Here is a 25537-nt window from a genome sequence, read left to right as displayed (position 1 = left end):
GTTATAGAAAACGCGATTTCGGATTTTTCCGCCTGTTGGCCCGGTGCCGCCAAGTAGCAGGAATTGGGGGAGACTGTGGAGAAAGTTAACGGGCGAACAAGGGGCTCGGGCTAATTGACACCCTGGCGATGCATCCTGGCCGGGGCGGTCCCCCGCGTGTACCCACGGCTCATCCCCAGGCAAAGCGAGGGGGCTTAGGGTAGATGGCCCTTGGCCAGATTGTGTGGCAAGGCCTTGGGCTGGCGTTCCGCCGGACCCGGGCGGCTGGCTTGGCACGGTGTTCTGGCCGGACGGGTTCAGGACAAGTTTAGACAAAAGGGTAAGGAGGACGAAGGATGGCACTGGATCCCACCAAGTACGCAGATTGGCAGATCGCTGAAGAAGCAGAGACCAGGATGAAGAGCGTGTACCAGCTCGGCGAAGAACTGGGGCTGGAGAAGGAGGAGCTCCTGCCCTACGGTCATCACGTGGCCAAGGTGGACTTCAAGAAGATCCTGGCCCGGTTGGCCGGCAGGCCTGACGGCAAGTACATTGACGTTACCGCCATTACACCCACACCCCTGGGTGAGGGCAAGTCCACCTCCACAATGGGGCTTACCCAGGGTCTTGGCAAGCGGGGCAAGAGAGTGACCGCGGCCATCCGGCAGCCGTCAGGCGGTCCCACCATGAATATCAAGGGTTCGGCGGCGGGCGGCGGGCTGTCCCAGTGTATCCCCCTGACTCCCTTCTCCCTGGGGCTCACTGGCGACATCAACGCCATCATGAACTCCCACAACCTTGCAATGGTGGCACTCACTTCCCGGATGCAGCATGAGTTCAACTACGGGGACAAGTTCCTGGAGGGCAGGGGCCTGAAGAGGCTCAACATCGACCCTCACAACGTGGAGATGCGGTGGATAATCGACTTCTGCGCCCAGGCGCTGAGGAACATCGTTGTTGGCTTGGGCGGCAAGATGGACGGCTTCATGATGCAGTCGGGGTTCGCCATCGCTGTGTCCTCAGAGGTGATGGCCATTCTCTCCGTGTCCAAGGACCTCAAGGACATGAGGGAACGCATGGGCCGGATAGTCGTGGCCTATGACAAGTCCGGGAAGCCTGTGACAACAGCTGATCTGGAGGTTGACGGGGCCATGACTGCGTGGATGGTCGAGGCCCTGAATCCCAACCTCTTGCAGACCCTGGAGGGCCAGCCCGTCTTCGTGCACGCAGGACCCTTTGCCAACATAGCCATTGGCCAGTCGTCCATAGTGGCGGACCGTGTGGCCCTGAAGCTCTCTGACTACCATGTGACGGAGTCCGGCTTTGCGGCGGACATCGGGTTTGAGAAGTTCTGGAACCTCAAGTGCCGCATGTCTGGACTGAAGCCCCATGCTGCTGTCCTGGTAGCCACCGTGAGGGCCCTGAAGGCCCACGGCGGGGCACCCCTTCCTGTGCCGGGCAAGCCCCTTGACAAGGCCTACACTGAAGAGAACGTGGAGTGGGTCGACAAGGGGTGCGAGAACCTTGTCCACTGCATCAACATCATCAAGAAGGCTGGCATCAACCCGGTGGTATGCATCAATTCCTTCCACACTGACACTGCCAACGAGATCAAGACCGTTAAGGCTGCAGCCGAGGCTGCGGGCGCCCGGGTCGCTGTTTCCAGCCACTGGCTCAAGGGTGGGGATGGCGCTGTGGACCTGGCGGATGCCGTCATCGACGCCTGCAATGAGCCCAACGACTTCCGGTTCTTGTACGAGCTGGATGTGCCCCTTCGCCAGCGCATCGAGCTCATAGCCAGGGAGGTCTACGGTGCAGATGGGGTGGACTACTCCCCCTTGGCCTTGGAGAAGGCCAAGAAGATGGAGCAGGATCCTGAGATCCAGAAACTCGGTACCTGCATGGTGAAGACCCACCTTTCTCTCACGGACAACCCGGCCCTAAAGGGTGTGCCCAAGGGCTGGAGGCTCAGCGTCAGGGACATCCTTACCTATAGTGGCGCAGGCTTTGTGGTGCCCGTGGCGGGGGCCATAAGCCTCATGCCAGGTACTTCCTCCGATCCGGCCTACCGGCGCGTGGACGTGGACACGGAGACCGGCAAGGTAAAGGGATTGTTCTAGTGCGCAGGGACTCACCTGGCCCCGCCCCATTTTCCTGGGGCGGGGCCAGGTCTTTTCCAGGCCTCCATGAAGAAAACCGCCGGGGAGGAAATGGGACCCAGCCGTAGAAACCCTAGGGGAAGGAAAGGACGCTAAGGGGGTCTTTAGGTCTCATGGGTGAACCTGCTCGAAGGCACGTTTCCCTTGGGGAAGCCTGTGAAAGGCTGGGGCTTGGCCCCAAGACCTTCCGGAACATGGTGGACGAGTACCGGGAGGTACTGGGCTTATCCGCTGAAGAAGACCAGGGGCTCCCTGAAGAGCGCGTCGAAACCCTCGAGCGCATAGTGGAGTGGAGGAGCTCGGGGCTTGGCCCCGAGGAGATAGGTCGTCTCCTGGAGGAGACCATGCCTTCGCAGGCGCCACCCCGGTCTTCCCAGACCTCCGAGCGCCTCCTGGCCCGGGTTCCCAGCCATCGTGAGAGGGCCCTGATGGAGCAGAGCCTTCCCGAACGCCTCGAGCGCCTTGTCAAGGCCATCGGGCAATCCGAATCCAAGCGCCTGGAGGACCGGGACCTTATGCTGACTGCCATGATGCGGATCCAGCAAGAGGTGAGGATGCTGCGCTATGAGCTCAGGGGAGGCACCCGCAGGGAGAGACGCCGCGGGTTCTGGAGCCGCCTCTTCGGCGGCGGCTGATGCCATGGTGCCCGGCAGGCGGCAAGTGTCTGATGCCCGGAGTCTCCCCCTATTCGGGGGTTTACGATCCGCCGCTGGGAAAGCCCACCCTTTTAAGGGTGGGATGAAAGGCGGCCGAAGAAACGGTTCGTAAGTATATCGAGGAGCAGAAAAACAAGTGAAAACCTACTGCTTCAAGCTGTACCAGTCGAAACGCAATAAGAGGCTCCACAAGGCCCTCAACATCGCGGGGAGCATCTACAACCACTTGATCGCCTTGCACCGGAGATAACCCTTGGGGAGAAGGAGTAGGACCTGCTTCGGCGGGCGTCCTTCCATGAACCCGAATCACACGAATTCATTCGTGGGAGTATGTCAAACACTACATGCGGAGTTGAGTCATGAGACCCTGGATCCGTAGGTCTAGAAGGCTAGTTCTCTTGGGAATAGCCCTTGTCCTGGCATTGGCCTTCACCGGCGCGCCACTGCCCACGCAGGCATCTCGACCGCTGCGAGTGCGTGGGCTTTCCTATGCCCTGGTGGACGTGGACACCGGCCAGGTGCTCTCCCAGAATGGCGGGGACAGGCAACTTTCCATAGCCAGCACCACCAAGATCATGACCGGCCTGATTGTCGTGGAGAGGTGCTCGCTGGCGGAGATCGTCACCGTGCCCGCTGAAGCTGCCTTGGTCCACGGCAGCCGCATATACCTTGAACCCGGCGAGACCTATAGAGTTGAGGAACTCCTCTACGCAATGATGATCGCCAGCGCCAATGACGCTGCGGTGGCCCTGGCGCACCACATATCAGGCAGCGTTGAGGCGTTTTCAGCCCTCATGAACCAGAGAGCCCGGGAGCTTGGCCTGGAGGGATTATGGTTTAAGAACCCCCATGGCCTGGACCAGGAGGGGCACCTGGGCACGGCAACGGACGTCGCCCGCCTGGGGGCACTGGCGCTGAAGAACCCCCTGTTCCGCCGGTTTTCCTCGGCTACCCAAGCCACCATACCCTGGCCCGTTAAGGATTCGGTGAGAGAGATCAACAGCCATAACTACTTTCTTGTGTCCTACCCCGGGGCCACCGGCATGAAGACCGGCTGGACTGACTTGTCCGGGCACTGCCTGGTGGGTTCGGCTGCCAGGGGAGGCCGGGAGGTGGTCGGGGTAGTCCTGGGGGCCGAGGACCGGGATCAGCTGTGGAGGGACATGAGCTCGCTCATTTCCTATGGCCTGGACGAATTCGAGGCGGTTGAGACTGTGAGTGCCGGGGCCCGGTTTGACCTTGCACTGGAGACGGGAATGCCAGGCCTGTTGGCAGAGACACAGCTGCCCGTGCGCACCGTGAGGCCAGTTGGCGGGGCCTTCGCCGCAGGCTCCAGGGTGGGCCTAGCCATCAACCGCCTGGAACTACCCATAGGTCAAGGGGATGTTGTGGGATACCTTGAGGTTTTCGAGGGCGATCGTATGGTTGGGTCTAGTCCACTGGTCTCTATAGTACCGGTGCCAGCGGCCGGCGCTGGAGTTGCCCTGTGGAAACAGGGTGGCTTGATCCTCCTGGCGGGAGGCGCCCTGGCGGGCATCTATCGCTGGGGGAGACGCAGGAGGAGGCTGAGGCGGGTACTGGTGAGGAGATATGCGCCTTTAACCACCTCAGGCTGGAGGCCTTCAATCCCGGCACGGCGCGGGAGGCCCCGGGCCCTTAGGCAAAAGAGGCACTGGAACCTCTATATCCGTGAATAACCACACCAGTGCAGACCATCAGACGCTTGCACAAGTGCCTTGATCCTCCCGCACAACCCCTGGCCCGGAACCCCGCCTACCTTGCTCCAGTTGCCCTCTTTGAGGATCTGGCATAAACTTGGGTTATCACGGGCACCTGGATACCTAGACAGCGCCTGGGGGAGGCCAGAACTTGAGGTTTTACGTCATGACCTTTGGCTGCCAGATGAACGCCAGCGACTCGGAGGTTGTCTCTGGTCTCCTGGCGGGTGCAGGGTATGATAAGGCACCCCATGTAGAGGATGCCGATGTTGTAATCGTTCTTACCTGCTCAGTCAGGGAGAGCGCAGAATCCCGGGTTCACGGCAGGCTGGGGGCGTTGAAGGCGCTGAAGGCCCGGAGGCCTGGCATGATCATAGGGGTTGGCGGCTGTATGCCTCAGCGAGAGGGCGGCGCCAGGGAGATCATGGGGCGTCACAAGCACGTAGACCTGGTGTTTGGGACGCACAACCTCCACGATGTGGCAAGGCTGGTGGAGGAGGCCCGGGCAGGAAGAACCGTGGAGGTCCTGGAGGACCAGGAGAGACCCGCTTTCAGAAACCCCCTTCGCCAGGAGGATCTCCTAGCCTGGGTGCCCATCATGCATGGGTGCGACAACTACTGCTCTTACTGCATTGTCCCCTACGTCCGGGGAAGACCCCGCAGTCGTCCCTCGGAGGTCATAGAGGCAGAAGTGAGGAGCCTGGTGGCCGGGGGCTGCCGGGAGATTACCCTCCTTGGGCAGAACGTGAACGCCTATGGCCACGATCTGCCAGGGGGTGAAGGGTTCTCACGCCTCCTGGGGCGGCTTGACGCGATAGAGGGACTCTGGCGGATCCGCTACACAACATCGCACCCTAGGGACTTCGACCTGGACATGGTGAAGGCCGTGGCGGCCTCCCGGGCAGTGTGCGAGCACTTCCACCTGCCCGTGCAGTCAGGGAGTGACAGGGTCCTGACCTTGATGAACCGGGGCTACACCAGGGAACGCTATCTTGACCTGGCCGCTGCCATCCGGGAACGGATCCCCGGGGCCTCCATCACCACTGATATCATCGTGGGCTTTCCCGGGGAGACCCAGGAAGACTTCGAGGATACCCTGGACCTCGTGAAGAGGGTTGGTTTCGACTCTGCCTTTACCTTCATGTTCTCCCCGAGATCCGGGACCCCCGCGGCTACCATGGAGGGCCAGGTACCCCTGGAGACCAGGAAATCCAGGCTGTCCCGGTTGATTGAGATGCAGAAGGCCATCACGCTTGAAAGAAACCTGGCCCTGGTAGGCAAGAAGGTGGAGGTCCTGGTGGAGGGCCCCAGCAAGAAGGAGCCGGAGCGGCTTCAGGGAAGGACAAGGACAGGGAGGTACGTTCACTTCCTGGGCCCCCCCTCATGGAAGGGGAGCCTTGTGGGTGTTGTCATCACCCGCGCAGGGCTCTGGAGCCTAGACGGTGAAAGGAGCGAGAAGCAGCCTTGAGTGCCTCCACCCCCATGATACAGCAGTATAAAAGGGCCAAGTATGAGCACCCCGATAAGATACTCATGTTCCGCCTGGGGGACTTCTACGAGATGTTCTACGAGGATGCCGAGGTGGCATCCCGGGAACTGGACATCACCCTGACGGCCCGGCCCGCGGGGAAGGACGGGAAGATCCCCATGGCAGGCGTGCCCTATCACGCGGTGGACTCGTACCTGGAGCGCCTGGTGAGCCGGGGCTACAAGGTAGCCATATGTGATCAGGTGGAGGATCCAGGCCAGGGCAAGGCACTCGTGCGCCGGGAGATCACCCGGATAGTGACCCCTGGTACCTGCGTGGACCTGAGGACCCCCCAGAACAACTACCTGGCCAGCCTGAGCCTGGGCGGGGGAGGGATTGGCCTGGCGGTGGCGGACGCATCAACAGGTGAGTTCCGGGCCACCGAGTTCCGAGGGGACGATGCGGCTGGAAGGGCCCAGGAGGAACTCCTTCGCACCGCCCCGTCAGAGTGCCTGGTGGGCCCGGGTGTCCGTGAAGAGGCCTCCTGGAACCGCTTTTTTGGCCAGAGACTGAGGTGCGTGCTTACCCAGGGTGACGAATTAGCCTATGATCACGAAACTGCCTACCGGGTCCTCACGGGCCACTTCGGAATCCTGTCTCTCAGGGGGTTCGGGCTGGAGGATGAGCACGCGGCAATCGCCGCAGCTGGCGCCCTCCTGGGGTACCTCCAGGAGACCCACCGTACAGCCCTGGCCCACATGACCGCTATCTCGCATTATAGCAGTAGTAACTACATGGCCCTGGATTCCCAGACCAGGAGGAACCTGGAACTCACCCAGACCCTGGCAGGCCAGAAGTCTAAGGGTTCACTCCTTTGGGTCCTGGATGCAGCCGTCACCAGCCTGGGGCAAAGACTCCTCAGGAACTGGATCACCCACCCGCTCGTTTGTGTGAAGGCCATAGAGGAGAGGCTGGATTCCGTGGAGTTCCTGGTGAAGGCGGGGCTCCAAAGGGCCTCCCTGCGGGGTTCCCTCAAGGGGATCAGGGATCTGGAACGCCTCATGGCCCGCATCGCCTACGGGAGCGCTGGCCCCAGGGACCTGGTGGCATTGAGGGCCTCCCTGGAGGCGGCGTCGGCCCTCCCCAGGCACCTGGAGGGAGCCCGGGGAAGCCTCGCCCATCTCCCTAGGGAGATGCCGGACCTCGGGGACCTTACCAGGCTTCTTGAAGAGGCGGTGGAGGATGACCCGCCTCTCCTTGCCAGGGAGGGGGGCTTCGTGAAGACAGGGTACCGCCAGGAGATAGACCAGCTGAGGGAACTTGCCAGGGGAGGCAGGAGCTGGATCAGCCAGTTCGAATCCTCCGAGCGGCAAAGGACAGGTATCAAGTCGCTCAAGGTGGGCTACAACCGGGTGTTCGGCTACTATGTAGAGGTCACCCGGGCAAACCTCTCCCAGGTGCCCTCAGACTACCAGCGCAGGCAGACCCTGGCCAACGCTGAACGCTTCGTCACTGAGGAGCTGAAGGCCAAGGAAGAGGCTATCCTGGGGTCTGAGGAGAGGATGCAGGCCCTGGAGTACGAGGTGTTCATGGAGCTCAGGGATGCGGTCCTGGCCAGGACCGCCCAGATCCAGCGGGCTGCCAGGGTTGTGGCCCAGGCTGACGTCCTTGCGGCCCTGGCCGAGGTTGCCGCCAGGGAGGGGTACGTGCGCCCCCTGGTTGACCAGTCCACCGTGGTGGAGATCACCGACGGGAGGCACCCCGTACTTGAGAAGGTGCTTGACGCGGGGGCCTTCGTGCCCAACGACTCTCACCTAGACACCCAGGAAAACCGGTTTCTTGTCATCACCGGGCCCAACATGGCTGGCAAGTCCACCTATCTTCGCCAGGTGGCGCTCATATGCCTCATGGCTCAGATGGGTGGGTTCGTGCCGGCCTCCCGTGCCAGGATAGGTGTGATAGACAAGCTCTTCACCCGGGTAGGCGCCTGGGATGACCTAGTAATGGGACAAAGCACCTTTATGGTGGAGATGACCGAGGTGGCCCACATCCTTCATAACGCCACGGAGAGGAGCCTGATCATCCTGGACGAGATAGGCAGGGGCACCAGCACCTATGACGGCCTCAGCATAGCCTGGGCGGTGTCCGAGTACATCCTGGACAGGGAGAGGATCGGTGCCAAGACCCTCTTCGCCACCCACTACCGGGAGATGGTCCAGATGGAGGAGGGCCTGGATGGGGCCCGGAACTTCTCCGTTGCCATCAAGAGGCGGGGGGACGACATGGTGTTCCTCCGCAGGCTGGTCCGGGGGGGCTCCGACGGCAGCTACGGTATCGATGTGGCCCGCCTGGCGGGCCTGCCCAGGGACGTGACGGAGAGGGCTCGCCAGATCCTCAGGGGACTGGAGGAGGCGTCTGGAAGGGTCAGCGCCACACTGGATCCCCCGGCCTACACCCAGATTAGCTTCCTGGAGCCAGGGGAGCACCCGGTTCTTGAGGAGCTTCGCAACATGAAGGTGCTGGAGATGACGCCCATCGAGGCCCTCCAGGAACTCTATCGCCTGCAGGGCAAGGCAAGGAAGGGGAGCTAGACATGGGCCTCATAGCCGTCCTGGACGAGATGACGGCCAGCCAGATCGCTGCGGGGGAAGTGGTGGAGAGGCCCTCCTCCGTTGTGAAGGAACTGGTGGAGAATTCCCTGGATGCCCAGGCATCCAGGATAAGCGTGGAGACCCGGGGGGGAGGGGCGGGACTTGTAACGGTGACCGATGATGGCACCGGCATGGAGCGAGAGGATGCCCTCCTTGCCTTCTCGCGCCACGCCACCAGCAAGGTGAGGAGTGCCCGGGACCTGGTGACGGTACGCACCCTTGGGTTCAGAGGGGAGGCACTCCCGAGCATCGCCTCAGTGTCCAAGGTGGAGATGGTTACCCGGGTAGCAGGGAGTGCCGCTGGATCAAGGGTGTGTGTTGAGGGGGGGAAGGTATCCTCCGTGGGTGAGGCGGGGTCTGCCCCCGGCACCAGGATCAGCGTGAGGTCCTTGTTCTACAACACCCCAGCCCGGAAGGAGTTCCTGGGCTCCCAGCGGGGAGAGAACGCTGCCATCACCGACGTGGTCACCCGGCTTGCTCTATCCTGGCCCCAGGTAGCCTTCCGCCTAGTGCAGGAGGGCCGGGAGACCCTGGTCACCACTGGCCAGGGGGATTCGCTGCTTATAGTGGCGGAACTGTTCGGCAAGGACCTGGCTGAGAGGCTTTTGCCCACCGGCCCTGTCGAAAGGAACGGCCTGAGGGTGAAGGCCCTGGCAGGAGACCGGGAGACATGCCGGCCGAGCCGCCGGAGGCAGTTTTACTTCGTGAATAACAGGTCCATATCCTCTGCCGTGCTAAGACGGGCTTCAGAGGAAGGCACTAGGGGCTCCTTGCCTTGCGGTTCCTATCCCTTCCTGCTACTTCTCGTTGAGGCGGAGCCAGGACTGGTGGACGCCAACGTCCACCCGGGGAAGTGCGAGGTGCGCTTTAAGGATGAGCGCGGGGTGTTCCTCCTGGTGTCCCAGGCGGTGAGGCAGGCATACGCAAGGGACACCCGTGACCTGGAGCCCTCCCCAGGATGGGCCGCCATTGCTGAGGCAGCGCCCTCCTACATGGAGGCAGGGCAGGGGGACCTCTTCGGTGAATGGAGTGACGCAAAAGAGGGTTGGCGTCCAGCCCTCAGGGTCCTGGGGCAGGCGGGAAACACCTATATCGTGGCAGAGGGCAACGACGGTATCTACCTGGTTGACCAGCACGCCGCCCACGAGATGGTCACATTCAGGAATCTGGAGGAAGCCCTGAAGGGGGGCAGGACCTGCCAGGAGCTGATGATGCCCGTCACAGCGCACCTGGGCCCAGGCGAGGCTGCGGCATGGCTGGGCAACAGGGATTACCTTGAGGAGATGGGGATACACTTCGACCACCTGGGAGGGGATACCATCACCGTAAGGGCGGTACCCCAGCCCCTGGAAGGGAGCGTGAGCCCTTCCCTCTTGGCTGAGTTCACGGAGAGGCTCTTAGGTACCAGGGCCCCTGGGGACCTTCCTCCCCGGCAAGAGGCGCTGCTGGCCCTGGCCGCATGCCACGCCTCGGTGAGGGCAGGGGAGAGTCTCCGAGACGAGGAGATGGCCTGCCTGCTACAGCAAGTGGGAGGAATGGGTTTTCCAGGGGCTTGCCCCCACGGCAGGCCTGTGATGGTGAGGCTCACCTGGGAAGAACTCGAGAGGCGGTTTGGCCGCCGCTAGGGGGCGAGCTGGATGAGTGGAAGGCCACTCTTGGTGTTGCTGGGCCCCACAGCCGTGGGGAAGTCCGAGGTGGCCCTGGAGGTGGGTGAGAGGCTGGGCGGGGAAATCGTGTCCGCCGATTCCATGCAGGTCTACCGGTGGATGGATGTGGGGACTGCCAAGCCCTCTCCTGAGGACAGGGCCAGGGTGCCTCATCACCTCATAGACGTGGTCGACCCCGCCACACCCTTCAGCGTTGCTGACTACCAGGCCATGGCCTTGGAGTGCATCAGGTCAATACATGCTCGCGGCCGCATTCCCTTGCTGGTGGGGGGAACGGGCCTTTACATCAAGGCGGTGACGGATCTCTATCTCTTCGAGGCCATGGAGCGGGACGGCCCGACCCGGCGGGAGCTCCAGGGGCGAGCCAGGCAGGAAGGGATTGAAGGGCTGTACCGGGAGCTCCAGGCGGTAGACCCCGAGGGCGCCCGGCGCATTCACCCCAATGACGCCCGGCGCGTGATAAGGGCGCTGGAGGTGTACCGGGCAACTGGGAGGCCCATCTCCAGGCACCAGGCGGCCAGGCGGGATGACGAGGGCTTTGACCTCCTCATGATCGGTCTCACCATGGAAAGGGAACACCTGTACAGCCGGATCGACTCCCGGGTGGATAGGATGATGGCCCTGGGGTTCAAGGACGAGGTAAGGAGGCTTCTTGAGAGGGGCTACGGGCCTGGCCTCTATCCCATGAGATCCCTGGGGTACAAGGAAATGACCCTGTACCTCCTGGGCGGTATCGGCCTGGAGGAGGCGGTGAGGCTCCTCAAGAGGAATACCCGGCACTTCGCGAAGCGCCAGATTACGTGGTTCCGGCCGGACAAGCGAATACAGTGGATAGAAATGGGAGAAGATAGAGACGAAGGCGCCGTAGTGGCAGATATTGTTAATATGGTGGAAGGACTTCCTTGGAACACGTAGAATGGAACCAACACAGAAACGGGCTGGAGGGCGATGCCGGATGGCTAAGGTCTTGAACCTGCAGGATTCCTTCTTGAATCACATTCGAAAGGAGAACGTTCCCACCACCCTGTACCTGGTGAACGGGTTCCAGCTCAAGGGCCAGGTACGTGGTTTTGACAACTTCACAGTGGTAATGGAGAGCGAAGGAAAGCACATGCTTGTCTACAAGCACGCCATCTCCACCGTCACTCCCAGCCGGGTCATAGGGAACATTGTGGAAATCGCGAGGAAGGAAGCGGAGACAGAGGGAGAGGCTTGATGGCGGGCAAGGGATTCGAGTAAAAGCCCGGGCCTAGAGGGGCCCGGGCTTGCTGTGGGGCATCATTGCCTGGGGTCGTGTGTCTCGAGGGGAGAGGTGCCCGTGGATGCCCATTTTGGGAACATTCTGCCTTAGTGTCCGGGCTTGTTTACACCCGGTCCCAGTAGTGTTATGCTTATGTTGACAAGAATGGCGCCGGTCATAGTGGCTGGCAGTGCGGTAAAGGAACCTTTGGGTACTTGGGCGTTTGAATTCGAGGCGCCAGCGACCATCTTGAATATCTCGGAGGTGTAAAGACGTGCTTGGCAGGTTCGGTTGGACGGAATTGGTGATAATCCTGGTTATTGCCTTGATAGTCTTCGGACCAGGCAAGCTCCCCGATGTTGGGAAGGCTCTGGGGAAGGCCATCGGCGAGTTCAAGAAGGGTACTTCCGATAAGGAGGAGTCTAAGCCCGCCGAGAAGGACGCTTGAGGTTCTGGCCCGGATCATGTCGTTCCTTCCGTTAGATGCGGGGCCTTAAACCGCGGCCTGCAGCCAAGGGCTGTGGGCTGTTCTATGGGTGGACCGGGCGGGGAGGAGACACGTTGGACTCAGGACGCCACTTCGTAGTGGGAACCGCAGGCCACATCGACCACGGCAAGACTGCCCTGGTCAATGCCTTGACCGGGCAGGAAACGGACCGCCTGCCCCAGGAGAAAGAGCGCGGGATATCCATTGACCTGGGCTTTGCCCACATGGACATAGACGGCGTCCCCGTGGCTATAGTGGATGTGCCTGGCCATGAACGGTTCATCAAGAACATGCTGGCTGGCGTGAGCGGGATCGACCTGGCCCTCCTGGTGGTGGCTGCGGACGAGGGCCCCATGCCCCAGACCAGGGAACACCTGGACATCCTGGATCTCCTTGGGGTTAGCCGGGGCATCGTTGCCGTGACGAAGCGAGACCTCGTGGACGATGAGTGGGCTTGCATTGTAATGGACGAGATCCATAACCTCCTGGCGGGTACCACCCTGGAGGGCTCACCGGTGATACAGGTATCGGCGGTGACCGGGGAGGGCCTTGAAGAACTGAGGAAGGCCATAGGTAAGGTGGTCTCGGAAGCCCTGGCCAGGACGTCTGAGGGGGTGGCGCGCCTCCCCGTTGACAGGGTATTCACCATGCCGGGCTTTGGAACAGTGGTTACAGGTACCCTGGTTTCCGGGGAGATTGTGGATGGCCAGCGACTGGACGTCATGCCCCAGGGCTTCACCGTCAAGGTGAGGCAGCTAGAGGTACACGGCAAAAGGGTGCCCGGGGCCCTGGCGGGCCAGCGCGTCGCCCTGAACCTGGCCAAGGTCGAGCGAGGTGAGGTGCGACGGGGTTCTGTGCTCTCCGAGCCCGGGACTCTGGCTCCAACCTGGGGGTTTGCGGGCACCTTCCGCCTGCTTTCCCGGGCCTTGAGGCCACTGGCCAGCTCCACCAGGGTAAGGCTCCACGTGGGAACCTCGGAGGTCCTGGGACGCCTGGTGAGCCTTGAGGGGGATTCGCTAGATCCCGGGGATGAAGGCTTGGTGCGGTTCAAGGCTGAGGAACCCATGGCGGTGAGCAAGGGAGACCGCTTCATCGTCCGGAGCTACTCGCCTGCCCTCACCATCGGGGGGGGGAGGGTGATAACCTCCAGGGGACGTTTCCGCCGCCTTAACCACATGGACCATGAGCTGCTGAGGCTCATTGACCAGGCTGAGGGATCCGGTGCCGCGCTGGTGGAGCTCCGGATCCAGAACAGCCCTGTGAGTCTTCAGACACTGGGGTTTCTCATAGCGGAGAACCCCGAGCGGGTAACCGCGATGGTGGAGCACCTGGCCGCGCGAGGTAAGGCGCTTTTTTGGAAGGACTGCGGCCTTGTGGTTCATCCCGAGGTATACCAGGCAATGGCCGGGAAGATCCGGTGTTTTCTGGGTGAGTATCACGCTAGGCACCCCATGAGGCGCGGGGCCCCCAGGGAAGAGGTGAGGGGGCAAGCCACCAGGGGGTGGGACCAGAGGCAATTCACTGCCCTGGCCGCCGCCATGGAACAGGATGGCCTCCTAGTGGTGAACAAGGAGGTCCTGGCGCTTCCTGGCCAGTCCGCATCCATGGATGTGGAGGGCCGCCAGATCAAGGAGGACCTGGAGGAGCAGTTCAGGGCAGGCGGCTTCAACCCCCCACCAGTGGCAGAGGTGGTGGCCCAGGCAGCCGTGAGCGGGCGTGCCGGGGACGTGGTACGGCTCCTCCTGGAGGAGAAGCGTCTCATCCGTGTTGAGGATGACATGGTGTTCCACGCCGATGTGGTTGAGGAGGCAAAGAACCGCGTGCGGCGCTTCATACAAGAACAGGGTCCCATGACGGTGGCGGACTTCCGCGATCTCTTAGGCACCTCAAGAAGGTATGCCTTACCCCTCCTGGGATACCTAGACAGGGTGAGGTTTACAAGACGGGAAGGAGACTCTAGGACGCTCCACGGGTCCTAGCTACTGGGGGCTTTGCAATGCTGGGTATAGGAATGGGAGAACTCTTCATAGTGCTTCTGGTAGCCCTCCTGGTTTTTGGCCCGGAGAGGCTTCCGGACCTTGCCAGGTCGGCTGGCAGGGCCCTGGCCCGGTTTAACAAGACCTTCGAGGATATCCAGCGGGAGATGAACGAGGGTATGAAGGAGGTCACCCGGGCAGCCCAGGTAAATGTTCCCCGCCTGGACCAGCTCCTGGATGAACCCGAGAAAGAGATAGGCCGTAATGGGGCAGGGGCACAGCCTGCTGGCGGGGAAGCCTACGTCAGTGCGGGAGAGGGTCAGGATGAACGAGAAGACTTCAGTGCTTGAACACCTCAAGGAGCTAAGGAAGAGACTCCTCTGGGCAGGCGGCGTCTACTTCGTCGCGGTGACGGCGTGCTTTAGCTTCGCCGGCTGGATAAGCGCATTTCTTAGGGCGCTGGGCGGCGACCTTGAACTGGTCTACATAAACCCGGCGGAGGCCCTGGTCACAAACATGAAGATCTCTTTGATAGCTGGTCTCTTCGTGGCTCTGCCTTTCATTCTCTACCAGGTGTGGGGCTTTGTCTCGCCTGCCTTGTACAGGCACGAGAGGAGGTACCTTGCCCTAGTCGTTCTCATGTCCCTGACTCTCTTCCTGCTGGGCGCTGCCTTTGCCTACCTAGTGGTGCTTCCTTTCACCATAGCGTTCTTCCAGAGCTTTGCCGGGCCTGGATTGACCGCGATGTTCTCCTATGACAAGTATGTCTCATTCATCGGTACCTTGACCATCCTATTTGGCCTAGTGTTCCAGCTGCCCCTGGTTGTGCTCTTCCTGGCGCAGGTAGGCATTGTGACACCAGCGGGGCTGAGGAGGCAGAGGAGACTTGCCATCCTGGTGATATTCATCGTGGCGGCGGTGCTCACTCCCCCGGATGTAGTCTCCCAGGTGCTCATGGCTTTGCCCATGCTAGGACTGTACGAGATCAGCATTGTCCTGGCTTCCATGATGGTTAGGAGACGGAGCAGCAAGGCAGAAATGGAAGTTGAAAAAAGCTCATGACAACTTGAAGGAAACATGGGCTGGGGGTAGAACAGGTGTACAGGGTGTGGGTGTGTTAAGCGGTCTTCGCCTGAGGTTTGAGGCCGCCTGCTTACCTCCAGCCAGGGAAGGGGATATGTGGGTTTCGTGAAGATGAAGCGTCCAATACCAAGTTGGGCCTCGCTGGATGAGATCACAGCTGAGGTCCGGCAGTGTGCCAAGGAAAGACCGGAGTTCAAGAAGGTTGAGGATCTGGTACTCAGGATCTTCACCTTGCAGGAAGAGGTGAGGATGAAGGGGAGCCTCCGTCCCGAAGACGAAGACCTGAAGCAGTCTCTGAGGCAGGGGACAGCCCTGCTCGGGGATCTTTGTCCTGACTTAGAGGTCTTTGCCAGGCATGTCGAGGCCTTAGTGAATCTGTTAGATTCCACCGGAGCCCAGGTCGTGCCTGCCCCGGAACTTGTTTTGGAGTTCTTCCAGGCCCACGTTGACCAGCTCGTGGATGGTCTTGCTGGGGCTCCTCGGGTTTGGGCAAAACGCCTCCGCGAGTCGACGGGCCTATCCCCGGATGTCGCCCAGTTTTTGCTCTGGGCTGTCATGCATCCTTTCTTCCGTGGGGCCGCCCGGTCCATGATAGGGGACCGGGACACTCACCTGTGGTCCGGGAGCACATGTCCCGTGTGTGCCGCCAAGCCCCACATGGCCCAGCTCCGGGAGAGCGACGGGCTCAGGGTTATGGAGTGCTGGCTGTGCGCAGCTCAGTGGGAGTACCCAAGGATCCGCTGCCCGTTCTGCGGGAACGAGGACCAGGAGACGCTGGGTTTCTTCCACCTTGAGGGGGATGAGGGTTGCAGGGTACAGGTTTGTGACTCGTGCAAGAGGTATCTTAAGGTCTTCGACGCTCGCGTACTTGACAGGGAGGTGGTCTTATCGGTCCAGCACCTAGCCACCCTCGGGCACGATGCGGTGGCAAGGGAAGAGGGTTACCTACCGGGTTCCAGCCTTGTGCTGGTGCCTGAAATAGGGGAGATGGAGGAAGCAGAGGAAACAACCGAGAGAGGTGAGAATGGATGAAACTGTCCCGCCGAGATTTCCTGAAGCTCTCGGGCGCCACAGTGGCTGCTGCCAGCCTGGCGAACGTTGGCTTCAGCACTCGGGCTCACGCTGCTCAGCCCATGAAGATCCACTATGCCAGGGAGTACCTGACCAACTGCGCGTTCTGTTCAGGCGGCTGTGGCATCATCGTCCATGTCAAGGACGGGGAGCTTGTGGGCTTGGAGGGCTATCCTGACCACCCGGTTAACGAGGGGGGCCTTTGTTCGAAGGCCAACTCCATGGTGAACCTGAGGAACGTGTATGACCGCCATGGAAACAGGGTTCTTAACCCGGAGAGGGCGACCCATGTCCTTTACCGGGCGCCCAAGAGTGACAGGTGGGAGGAGAAGAGCTGGGAGTGGGCCTTGGAGGAGGTCGCCAAGAGGGTAAAGGCAACCCGTGATGCCACCTTCGAGACCAAGGATTCCAACGGCGTGACCGTCAACAGGACCTTCGGCATTGGGCACCTGGGAAGCGCTGCCATCGACAACGAAGAGAACTACCTCATGCACAAGATAATGAGAGCCCTCGGCGTGGTGAACTTGGATCACCACGCCCGCCTGTGACACTCCTCCACCGTGGCCGGTCTGGCCGCGACATTCGGTAGAGGAGCCATGACAAACCACTGGGTGGACTACCGCAACGCCGATGTCATAATGGCCATCGGGGCCAACACCGCGGAGAACCACCCCATCTCCATGCACTGGGTGAGCGCCAGCCGTGACAAGGGCGGCAAGTTTATAAACATTGACCCCAGGTTCACCAGGACTTCGGCGGTGGCCGATATCTACGCCCCACTGAGGCCTGGCACGGACATCGCATTCCTGGGGGGCCTTATATTCTACGCCCTGGAAAACGGCCTCTATGACGAGGAATATGTCTCGAACTTCACCAACGCTACGTATCTTATCAACCCGGACTTCTCATTCCAGGACGGCATGTTCTCCGGAGCAGTGGGACCCGGGCCTGACAAGGTCAAGTACGACAAGTCCACCTGGTCCTACCAGAAGGATGAAGAGGGCAACGTGCTCAAGGATCCCACGATGCAGGACCCGAACTGCGCGTGGCAGCTCATGAAGAAGCACTTTTCCCGCTATGATGTAAAGACCGTGTGCTCGATAACGGGTTGCCCTGAGGATGCCTACCTCAAGGTAGCTCAGACCTACTGTGGCACCGGGCGCAGGGGCAAGGTTGGAACCATCCTCTACGCGATGGGGATCACCCAGCATACCCATGGGTCCCAGAACGTCCGGGCCATCGCCATACTCCAGATGATCCTGGGTAACATCGGGTTGGCCGGAGGCGGCGTAAACGCGCAGCGCGGTGAATCCAACGTGCAGGGCTCAACGGACATGGCCATGCTGTTCCACCTTCTCCCAGGTTACCTCGGGATGCCCAAGGCCTCGGCGCACCCGGCTCTCAAGGACTATAACGAGAAGGAGACGCCGAAGACTGGCTACTGGTCCAACAAGCCCAAGTTCCTCACCAGCCAGCTCAAGGCTTTCTGGGGTGACGCTGCCACGGCAGCCAATGATTTTTGCTATGACTACCTCCCGAAGCTGGATGACCGGAATCACTCCCACATAGCTATCTTCGAGCAGATGGAGGATGGCGAGATCAAGGGCTTCTTCATGTGGGGCCAGAACCCGGCTGTGGGAGGGCCCAATGCCGTGGCGGAGCGCAAGGCCCTGGCGAAGCTGGACTGGATGGTGGCCATAGACATCGTGGAGACGGAGAGCGCGTCCTTCTGGTACAAGGACCCGGACGTGGACTCGTCGACAATAGATACCGAGGTGTTCTTACTCCCCGCTGCCATCTCCTACGAGAAGGAAGGGAGCATCTCCAACAGCGGCCGCTGGATACAGTGGCGCTACAAGGCACTGGAACCGCCAGGGGAGGCCAGGTCCGATCTGTGGATCGCGGACAAGATCTTCAAGACGATACGCAATCTCTACCAGGCAGAGAACGGCGCGTTCCCTGACCCCATCCTCAAGATGAACTGGGACTACGGCGGGGGAGACTGGGAGGAGCCTGACATCCAGAAGGTAGCCCTGGAAATCAACGGTATGAACTGGGCGACCAAGCAACCGCTGCTCAATTTCACACAGCTGGCTGCCGACGGGTCCACAGCCTGTGGCTGCTGGATATACTCGGGCTACTACAACAACACAGAGAAACCTGCGTGCAAATCAAGGGTGCGGGAGAAGGAAGGCATAGGGCTCCACCCGGGATGGTCCTTCGCCTGGCCTCTTAACCGCAGGATCCTCTACAACAGGTGTTCGTCGGATGCCAGCGGGAAGCCGTGGGATCCCAGGGCGCCCGTCATTTGGTGGAACGGGGAAAAGTGGGTTACCCCGGACGTGCCCGACTTCGCTTGGAGGACCGCGGATGGCACCCACGTGACCCCAGAGGAATCGGCGCAGCGGCCCTTCATCATGCTGCCTGAGCTCCAGGGGCTCCTGTTCTCGAACCGGCTGGCTGAGGGTCCCTTCCCCGAGCACTACGAGCCGGTGGAAAGCCCCTATAGGAACGCGCTTTCCAAGACCCAGATCAACCCGGCCATAGTCATCTGGAGACCAGAGGAGATGGCTGAGGTAGGCAGTGCCGAGTACCCGCACGTCGGCACAACCTACAGGGTCACGGAGCACTGGCAGTCTGGCATCATGACCCGGAACTGCCCGTGGCTTAACGAAATGATGCCTAACATGTTCGTGGAGATAAGCCTTGGTTTAGCGGCCCAGGTGGGCGCCGGCAACGGAGACGAGGTTATCATCTCCACCAAGCGCGGGGAGATAAAGGCCGTGGCCTGCGTCACGCCTCGCATGAAGCCCTTGATGGTGGCAGGCAGGGAAGTTGAGATCGTAGGACTGCCCTGGCATTGGGGTTACGCCGGCATGTCCAACGGAGCCATAGCCAATGACCTCACACCGTACGTGGGAGACGCCAATACTACCATCCCCGAGTACAAGGCGTTCTTGTGCAACGTAAGGAGGGTGAGTTAGCATGAGGGCTACAATGCTGGTGGACACCACCCGGTGCATAGCCTGCCGTGGCTGCCAGGCGGCCTGCAAGAACTGGAACGGGCTCCCAGCTGAGAATACCAAGTTCACCGGGTACTACGAGAACCCTCCAAGGTACACGCCCACCACGTGGACCCGGGTCACCATGAGGGAGTACGAGAGGGAAGACGGGTCTATACAGTGGCTCTTCGGAAAACTGCAGTGCCTTCACTGCGCCAATGCCTCCTGCGTGATGGTGTGCCCCACTGGGGCCCTGCATCACACGCCTGAGGGCACAGTCCTGGTGGATCCGAAGAAGTGCATTGGGTGCAACTACTGTGTGGGAGCGTGCCCCTTTGGGGTGGCGCAGCTGGACACCATAAAGGGTGTCATGCGCAAGTGCACCTTCTGTTACGACCGGATAACAAACGGCCTGACACCAATGTGTGTCAAGACATGCCCCACTGGGGCCATATGGTATGGGGACAGGGTGGAAATGGTGGCCAAGGCCTACGCTATCGTAGATGGTCTGAAGGCCAAGGGCATCAGCGGCGCCCGGGTATACGGACCCGATATCGTGGGTGGCACCGGGACGGTGTATGTCCTCACAGACCTGCCGTCGAAGTACGGTTTGCCGGATGAACCGGAGATCCCAGTTTTCTCCCGGGTCTGGAACGTTCTGTTTGGCCCGTTAAGAGCCCTGGCTGTAGCTGGCTTGGCCCTGGGACTCCTGGCCAACAGGATCAAGGTGAAGGACTTCTCCAAGGAGTAGCCCCGTGGGGGATCCCCCAGAGGGCCAATGACACAGCCGAGAAACCATAAAGGAGTTGGAGGGATCTAGGTGAGCGCAAAGACCTTCCAGGCAGGGATCCACCCTCCTACGTGCAAGGAAGCTAGCGGCGGCAAGGAAATCCAGGAGATTGCCTTGCCGGAGGAGGTAGTGATCCCCCTTCATCAACATACCGGCGCGCCCTGTGACCCCTTGGTCAAGGTGGGTGACACTGTCCTGGCCGGCCAGAAGGTCGGTGATACCGGGGCCTTCGTGAGCGCCCCTGTTCACGCCAGTGTCGCTGGCACGGTAAAGGCCGTGGAACCGCGGCCCTACTTCACAGGGACCCAGGTGAACAGCGTGGTCATCGCTGTGGCCGAGGAACAGAACACAGCGGACCTGCCGCCGGGCAAGAGCGTTGAGGAAGCCACTCCCGACGACATCAAGAAGGCAGTCAGGGAGGCTGGCATCGTGGGCATGGGGGGCGCGGCCTTCCCGACAGCGGTCAAGCTGAGCCCGCCCGCGGACAAGCCCATTGAGTCCGTCATCATCAATGGTGGCGAGTGCGAGCCATTCCTTACGTGTGACCACAGGAACATGCTGGAGATGGCGGAGGAGATGGTGCAAGGGGCCCGCCTGCTCCTGAAGGCGGTGGGCGCCTCTCGCTGCTACTTCGGGATAGAGGGCAACAAACCCGATGCCATCGCCCTCATCAGTGAGAAGGTTGCGGGCATGGAGGGTATGGAGGTTGTCCCGCTGGAGTGCAAGTACCCGCAGGGGGCTGAGAAGCAGCTGATCAAGGCTGTTCTTGACAGGGAGGTGCCACCCGGCAAACTCCCCATGGAGGTGGGGGCCCTTGTGCAGAATGTCGGCACCACCATAGCGGTGTTCCAGGCGGTCACACAGGGCAAACCCTTAATCGAGAGAGCCTTGACGGTGAGTGGCCCTGCGGTGGCCGAACCGAAGAATGTCAGGGTGAAGATAGGAACCCCTGTCCGGCATGTCCTTGAGCAGTGCGGTGGCATTAAGGGTGCCGCCAAGGTAGTGCTGGGCGGCCCGATGACCGGATGGGCTCAATCGAGCCTTGATGTGCCGGTGGTGAAGGGTACCAGCGGGATCCTGGCCATTCCCCCGGAGATGGTAGATCCTGAGGGCTGGCTGGCTTGTGTAAGGTGCGGCAAGTGCGTTGATCACTGCCCGATGTTCCTATACCCGAACTTCATCGGTACCTTCGCTGAAGCGGGCAGGTACGCCCAGGCGGAAGACTGGGGAGCCATGGACTGCTTTGAGTGTGGAGTGTGTGCTTACGTCTGTCCTTCAAAACGGCCCCTAATACAATTCGTCAGGTTCGCCAAGGCCGATATCCTGGCCAGGCGGCGGAAGCAATAAGGAGGCGATGCTCATGATCCCGGAGAAGTTCATCGTAACTCCCCCTCCACACATAAAGGCGAAGGGGACCGTGCAGCGTGCCATGTGGGACGTGTTCACCGCCCTGAGTCTCGTTACGATCACCTCCCTGTACTTCTACAGGCTGAATGCGCTCCTTCTGATACTGGTGTGCATGGTCACGGCGGCACTGAGTGACGTCATCGTCAGGGCTGCCCTGGGCAAGAAACATAGCCTTAGAGACGGGAGCGCCCTGCTCACCGGCTTGTTCGTGGCGCTGTGCTTCTCACCGACAACCTCCTGGTGGCTGGCGATACTGGCCAGCTTCATCGGTGTGGGGATTGCCAAGGAACTCATGGGCGGCCTCGGGTGGAACCGCTTCAACCCGGCACTCTTCGGCAGGGTGGCGGTGATAGTGCTGGGGTCTGTGTTCGTGCTCATCAACCCCTTTGCGGGATGGGCGGTGCGGCTCCCCATGGTGGATGCCGTCAGCGGCGCCACACCCATGGCGCTGCTCAAGCAAGGGCTGCCCATTCCCTACGGCGCGCTGTTCTTCGCCAATCCCGGCGGCTCCCTGGGGGAGACATCCGCCCTGGCCCTGATCCTGGGCGGGCTGTACCTCTACCACAGGGGCCACATCTGCTGGAGGATCCCCGTTTCCACGGTGGGGACGGTGTTCGTCCTTACCGCCATATTCGGAAGGAATCCCTTGCTCCACGTGCTGGCGGGAGGTCTCCTTCTTGGCGCCATCTTCATGGCTACTGACTGGGTCACCAGTCCTGTCACGCATAAGGGCAAGCTCATCTACGGGGTTTGCATAGGCATCCTCATCACGGTGTTCCGCCTCTACATGGGCCCCGTTGAGGGTGTTGCCTTCTCCATCCTCATCATGAACTTCTTCGTGCCCATGATTGACAAGGCCACTCACAGGCTGAGGTTTGGAGAAACCATGGAGAATGCGAACTTGGCTGAACGAGCCAGGGTGATGTGGGGCTAAGGGAAGTTTTGAGGGGGGTCGGTACCCGGCCCCCCTCCGAATAGGGAATTCACGGATACGGCCGCATTCCTCCTAGGGTTTTTGACCCTGGGAGGAATGCGGCCCTCCGTGTTGCCTCACGTAAAAATCTAACCTAACTTCACCCCCCTGTTTAGCGCCATAAGGGGCCTTATGCAAGTTTGGGGCTGTGGTGGCCACCATTCCCGGTCCCATCGTAGGAGGCCTCTACTGCACGCTATTCAGCCTCATCGCTTCAGTGGGACTGTCCAATGCCGCCAAGGTTGACCTCACCTCCCAGAGAAACCTGATGATCATAGGTTTCTGCCTGTTCATGGGCCTAAGCGTGCCAGCGTACTTCCAGGCTACTCCTGTAAGCTTCGAGCCCAAGTGGGTGGCGGACATAGTAAACACCATAGGTTCTACTGGGATGGCCATAGCAGCCATTCTCGGCCTTATGCTAGATAACCTGATCCCTGGCACCGATGAGGAGCGGGGACTAGCCGCCAAGGGTTGACAGCCAGCTCTAGCCGGCCGGGCACCTGCTTCAGGTGACAGGGCGGTGCCAGCCATGACCAGGCCAAGGCAGGAGTAAGAGAAGGGGGGCCGGGATCCCGGCCCCTCCAGGCAGGAGTGGGGGGACCAGAGTGGAACGTAACTACCATAGTCTTGGTGCCCTAGCGCATAGAATACTTCTAGGCAGTCTCACGGGGGGTGTCACTCTTGAATGAACCGGTTCGCGTGGCGGTGAGCGGTGCCATGGGCAAGATGGGGCAAACCATCATCAAAGGCCTTCTGGCCGAAAAGGGATTGACTCTCGTAGCCGCGATAGACCCGGATTTCGCTGGCAGCAGTGTTATGAAGGGGGTGTCACTGGAGGTTGCCGGGAACATCGCGGAGGTCCTGGGCCAGAGCAAGGCTCAGGTTCTCATCGACTTCACTCGCCCAGACGTGGGGGGCAAGAATGCCCTTGAGGCTGTGAAGCTCTCGGTGAGGCCGGTGGTGGGGACCACAGGGATACCGGAGGAGGAAATAGCCCAAGTGCAGGAGGAGTGCGGGAGGCGCGACCTGGCGGCGGCCTTCATACCCAACTTCTCCTTGGGAATCCTTGCATTGAAACGGTGCGCCAGACAGGTGGCTCCCTTGCTTCCCCGGGCAGAGGTCATTGAGATGCATCATGACCAGAAACTGGACGCTCCCTCGGGGACGGCCATCAGCATCTCCAGGCATATTACGACCTGTACGGGCCAGGAGGTGCCCATCCACAGTGTGCGGCTGCCCGGGCTGGTGGCCCACCATGAGGTGTTGTTCGGGGCCCTGGGACAGACCCTCTCCCTGAGGCACGACACCATGAGCCGGGATGCCTTCCTGCCCGGGCTGTTCCTGGCGGTGAGGCGAATACTGGAGGTCACTGGCGTGAAGCGGGACATGGAGGAACTCTTGTAAAGGCGGCCACGGTGTCCATTTCCCGCAGGGAGGCAAAGCATGAGAGATGTCCTGTCACTGGCACTAGCATATCTCCTGGGGACCATCCCCACGGCCTACTTTCTGTCCAAGGCCGCGGGCAGGGACGTCCGCCGGGTCGGCTCCGGGAATGTGGGGGGAACCAATGTCCTGCGCAACGTGGGTTTGGCTGCAGGCATCCTCACAGTCCTGGTGGACACTGGCAAGGGAGCCTTGGCGCTGTACCTGGCAAGGCAGCTGGCAGGGGCGCCATGGGTGCCCTTCGCCTGCATGCCCCTCGTTATCGCCGGACACAACTGGATACCCTGGCTGGCCTTCAAAGGCGGCAAGGGCCTGGCCGCCCTGGCCGGGGCAATGCTCGTCCTCATGCCCGGGGCTCTCCCGCCCGCCCTGGTGGCCATGGCGGTGTGGACAATGACTCTCAAGGATGCGGGGATGGGCGCGGCTTTGACCGCAGCCAGCCTGCCTGTGATAGCCTGGCTCTCCCAGGGCAGGGATGTCCTGGCACTGCTATCAGGGCTGGCCGCAGGGGTTCTGGTCTTCTGGAAGCACCTTCCTGACGTCAAGGCCTACGCCGAGGGGCGGCGGCAGATCCTGTAGGGGTACAGTTTTCAAAAACCCCTGGCATCCTTGACTGCCTCGGCTATGGCATCCCGCGTGGCCTTGAGTTCTTCAGCCGTATTGAAGGGGCCTAGACTGAGCCTGAGGGCGCCTTGGGGGAATGTGCCTAGGGCCTCGTGGGCCCAGGGGGCACAGTGGAGCCCGGGCCTGGCCATGATGGAGTAGTGCTGGTCAAGGATGTAGCCGAGGTCTGCCGGGTCCACCGCATCGACAACAAACGAGACCACACCGACGCTATCCTGAGCCCTTCCCGTCCCCAGGACCCGGAGACCGGGGATGCCTCTCAGGTGTTCCACGAGGAGCCCCGTGAGTTCAATCTCCCCTTCCCTCAGCCGGGCTACGCCTGCCTCCAAAAGGTACTCGAGCCCGGCGCCGAGGCCGGCAAGTCCAGGAGTATTGGGGGTTCCGGCCTCCAGGCGCTCCGGCATCCCGTACGGCTGGAATGGCTGGTCAGACTGGCTTCCAGTGCCTCCCTCCCGCCATGGCTCAAGGTCGAGCCCAGGTCTAGCGTACAGGGCGCCTGTGCCCTGTGGCCCCAGGAGCCCCTTGTGGCCGCTGAATGCCACCAGATCCACAGGCATCCTGGACACGTCAATGGGGAGGACCCCAGCCGTCTGCGCGGCATCCAGGAGGAACAGGATGCCTTTATCCTGAAGCATCTCCCCGATTTCCTCCACCGGGTTGATGGTACCGGCCACGTTGGAGGCGTGGGTTAGGGTGACCAGGCGCGTACTGGGCCTGAGACATGCCCGCACGCTGCTGGCGGTAACCAGGCCGGCGGGTGTTGCGTGGGCGACGTCCAGGGACACTATGCCCCTCTGGGCCAGTGCCGAAAGGGGTCTCAGGACCGAGTTGTGATCCATCTGGGATAAAACCACATGGTCACCAAGCCTGGTCACCCCCTTGATGGCCATGTTCAGGGCGTCGGTGGCGTTTAGCGTGAATGCGAGGCGCGCGGGGTCCTCTGACCCCAGGAGACGCGCCAGGAGACCACGGGTGTTCTCCACCGTGCGGGCAGCCTCCAGAGACATGGTGTGACCGGAGCGCCCAGGATTGGCTCCCACATGGCGGAGGCACGAGTCTACCGCCCGGTAGACAGCCGCGGGTTTTGGCCAGGAAGTAGCAGCATTGTCCAGGTATATCGTCAACGAGTACCCTCCTGGAGTG

General features: G+C 61.2%; 20 protein-coding genes and 2 pseudogenes. 21 read left to right on the top strand and 1 reads right to left on the bottom strand.

Translation table 11 applies throughout. The annotated features are described in order from the left end of the window. Window positions 1-335: 335 nt before the first annotated feature. The 21 genes and pseudogenes from AB1576_09820 (at window position 336) to AB1576_09720 (ending at window position 24349) form a co-directional block, all read left to right on the top strand. Window positions 336-2099 (top strand): formate--tetrahydrofolate ligase, encoded by a 1764-nt coding sequence (locus tag AB1576_09820; protein ID MEW6082051.1) that lies wholly within the window; start codon window positions 336-338, stop codon window positions 2097-2099. A 152-nt stretch (window positions 2100-2251) separates the two neighbouring features. Further along, a complete protein-coding gene (locus tag AB1576_09815) occupies window positions 2252-2773 on the top strand; it encodes a hypothetical protein (GenBank protein ID MEW6082050.1) in 522 nt (173 codons plus the stop codon). 157 nt (window positions 2774-2930) lie between these two features. Beyond that, window positions 2931-3041: pseudogene (locus AB1576_09810) on the top strand (RNA-guided endonuclease TnpB family protein). 151 nt (window positions 3042-3192) lie between these two features. Next, complete coding sequence (locus tag AB1576_09805) at window positions 3193-4491, top strand: D-alanyl-D-alanine carboxypeptidase family protein (protein ID MEW6082049.1); 1299 nt, start codon at window positions 3193-3195, stop codon at window positions 4489-4491. A 172-nt stretch (window positions 4492-4663) separates the two neighbouring features. Continuing rightward, a complete protein-coding gene (miaB, locus tag AB1576_09800; GenBank protein MEW6082048.1) occupies window positions 4664-5980 on the top strand; it encodes a tRNA (N6-isopentenyl adenosine(37)-C2)-methylthiotransferase MiaB in 1317 nt (438 codons plus the stop codon). Further along, entirely contained in the window at window positions 5977-8571 is a 2595-nt protein-coding gene (gene mutS, locus AB1576_09795; GenBank protein ID MEW6082047.1) for a DNA mismatch repair protein MutS, read from the top strand. The genes miaB and mutS overlap by 4 nt, the downstream gene beginning before the upstream one ends. 2 nt (window positions 8572-8573) lie before the next feature. Beyond that, window positions 8574-10256 carry a DNA mismatch repair endonuclease MutL gene (gene mutL, locus AB1576_09790; GenBank protein MEW6082046.1) on the top strand — a complete coding sequence of 561 codons (1683 nt, stop codon included), beginning with the start codon at window positions 8574-8576 and terminating at the stop codon, window positions 10254-10256. Window positions 10257-10268: 12 nt separating this feature from the next. Further along, the gene (miaA, locus tag AB1576_09785) at window positions 10269-11213 is read left to right on the top strand and encodes a tRNA (adenosine(37)-N6)-dimethylallyltransferase MiaA (protein MEW6082045.1); all 945 of its coding nucleotides are present in this window, start codon (window positions 10269-10271) and stop codon (window positions 11211-11213) included. 40 nt (window positions 11214-11253) lie between these two features. Beyond that, a complete protein-coding gene (gene hfq, locus AB1576_09780; protein MEW6082044.1) occupies window positions 11254-11514 on the top strand; it encodes an RNA chaperone Hfq in 261 nt (86 codons plus the stop codon). 298 nt (window positions 11515-11812) lie between these two features. Next, window positions 11813-11986: a twin-arginine translocase TatA/TatE family subunit gene (locus AB1576_09775; GenBank protein MEW6082043.1), complete on the top strand. Its 174-nt coding sequence runs from the start codon at window positions 11813-11815 to the stop codon at window positions 11984-11986. Window positions 11987-12099: 113 nt separating this feature from the next. Further along, the gene (selB, locus tag AB1576_09770; GenBank protein MEW6082042.1) at window positions 12100-14004 is read left to right on the top strand and encodes a selenocysteine-specific translation elongation factor; all 1905 of its coding nucleotides are present in this window, start codon (window positions 12100-12102) and stop codon (window positions 14002-14004) included. Window positions 14005-14021: 17 nt separating this feature from the next. Then, window positions 14022-14351 carry a twin-arginine translocase TatA/TatE family subunit gene (locus AB1576_09765; protein MEW6082041.1) on the top strand — a complete coding sequence of 110 codons (330 nt, stop codon included), beginning with the start codon at window positions 14022-14024 and terminating at the stop codon, window positions 14349-14351. Further along, on the top strand, window positions 14326-15063 hold the full coding sequence (gene tatC, locus AB1576_09760; protein ID MEW6082040.1) for a twin-arginine translocase subunit TatC: 738 nt from the start codon (window positions 14326-14328) through the stop codon (window positions 15061-15063). The genes AB1576_09765 and tatC overlap by 26 nt, the downstream gene beginning before the upstream one ends. A 117-nt stretch (window positions 15064-15180) precedes the next feature. Then, window positions 15181-16116 (top strand): formate dehydrogenase accessory protein FdhE, encoded by a 936-nt coding sequence (locus AB1576_09755; GenBank protein MEW6082039.1) that lies wholly within the window; start codon window positions 15181-15183, stop codon window positions 16114-16116. Then, window positions 16113-19139, top strand: a complete 3027-nt coding sequence (gene fdnG / locus AB1576_09750) for a formate dehydrogenase-N subunit alpha (protein MEW6082038.1) — start codon at window positions 16113-16115, stop codon at window positions 19137-19139. Before AB1576_09755 ends, fdnG begins: the two co-directional genes overlap by 4 nt. Window position 19140: 1 nt before the next feature. Then, the gene (locus tag AB1576_09745) at window positions 19141-19908 is read left to right on the top strand and encodes a 4Fe-4S dicluster domain-containing protein (protein MEW6082037.1); all 768 of its coding nucleotides are present in this window, start codon (window positions 19141-19143) and stop codon (window positions 19906-19908) included. A 69-nt stretch (window positions 19909-19977) separates the two neighbouring features. Continuing rightward, a complete protein-coding gene (gene rsxC, locus AB1576_09740) occupies window positions 19978-21294 on the top strand; it encodes an electron transport complex subunit RsxC (protein MEW6082036.1) in 1317 nt (438 codons plus the stop codon). 13 nt (window positions 21295-21307) lie between these two features. Next, window positions 21308-22288, top strand: coding sequence for an RnfABCDGE type electron transport complex subunit D (locus AB1576_09735; protein ID MEW6082035.1), 981 nt, complete (start codon window positions 21308-21310; stop codon window positions 22286-22288). Window positions 22289-22466: 178 nt separating this feature from the next. After that, window positions 22467-22802: pseudogene (locus tag AB1576_09730) on the top strand (solute carrier family 23 protein). Between the two features lie 206 nt (window positions 22803-23008). After that, window positions 23009-23731: a 4-hydroxy-tetrahydrodipicolinate reductase gene (dapB, locus tag AB1576_09725; protein MEW6082034.1), complete on the top strand. Its 723-nt coding sequence runs from the start codon at window positions 23009-23011 to the stop codon at window positions 23729-23731. A 39-nt stretch (window positions 23732-23770) separates the two neighbouring features. Next, a complete protein-coding gene (locus tag AB1576_09720) occupies window positions 23771-24349 on the top strand; it encodes a glycerol-3-phosphate acyltransferase (protein ID MEW6082033.1) in 579 nt (192 codons plus the stop codon). Between the two features lie 11 nt (window positions 24350-24360). Here AB1576_09720 and AB1576_09715 read toward each other — a convergent pair whose 3' ends face one another. Continuing rightward, window positions 24361-25518, bottom strand: a complete 1158-nt coding sequence (locus AB1576_09715) for an aminotransferase class V-fold PLP-dependent enzyme (GenBank protein MEW6082032.1) — start codon at window positions 25516-25518, stop codon at window positions 24361-24363. Between the last annotated feature and the right edge of the window lie 19 nt (window positions 25519-25537).

This window comes from Bacillota bacterium, from assembly GCA_040754315.1.
Classification (GTDB): Bacteria; Bacillota; Sulfobacillia; order DUSP01; family JBFMCS01; genus JBFMCS01.
This window is presented reverse-complemented; position numbering and strand designations above follow the sequence as displayed.

Excerpts from the sequence above, each read along its gene's own strand:
- AB1576_09820 (MEW6082051.1), top strand. The coding sequence starts at position 336 with ATGGCACTGGATCCCACCAAGTACGCAGATTGGCAGATCGCTGAAGAA.
- AB1576_09720 (MEW6082033.1), top strand. The coding sequence starts at position 23,771 with ATGAGAGATGTCCTGTCACTGGCACTAGCATATCTCCTGGGGACCATC.
- AB1576_09735 (MEW6082035.1), top strand. The coding sequence starts at position 21,308 with ATGATCCCGGAGAAGTTCATCGTAACTCCCCCTCCACACATAAAGGCG.
- AB1576_09815 (MEW6082050.1), top strand. The coding sequence starts at position 2,252 with ATGGGTGAACCTGCTCGAAGGCACGTTTCCCTTGGGGAAGCCTGTGAA.
- miaA (MEW6082045.1), top strand. The coding sequence starts at position 10,269 with ATGAGTGGAAGGCCACTCTTGGTGTTGCTGGGCCCCACAGCCGTGGGG.
- mutL (MEW6082046.1), top strand. The coding sequence starts at position 8,574 with ATGGGCCTCATAGCCGTCCTGGACGAGATGACGGCCAGCCAGATCGCT.
- hfq (MEW6082044.1), top strand. The coding sequence starts at position 11,254 with ATGGCTAAGGTCTTGAACCTGCAGGATTCCTTCTTGAATCACATTCGA.
- AB1576_09745 (MEW6082037.1), top strand. The coding sequence starts at position 19,141 with ATGAGGGCTACAATGCTGGTGGACACCACCCGGTGCATAGCCTGCCGT.
- AB1576_09765 (MEW6082041.1), top strand. The coding sequence starts at position 14,022 with ATGCTGGGTATAGGAATGGGAGAACTCTTCATAGTGCTTCTGGTAGCC.
- tatC (MEW6082040.1), top strand. The coding sequence starts at position 14,326 with ATGAACGAGAAGACTTCAGTGCTTGAACACCTCAAGGAGCTAAGGAAG.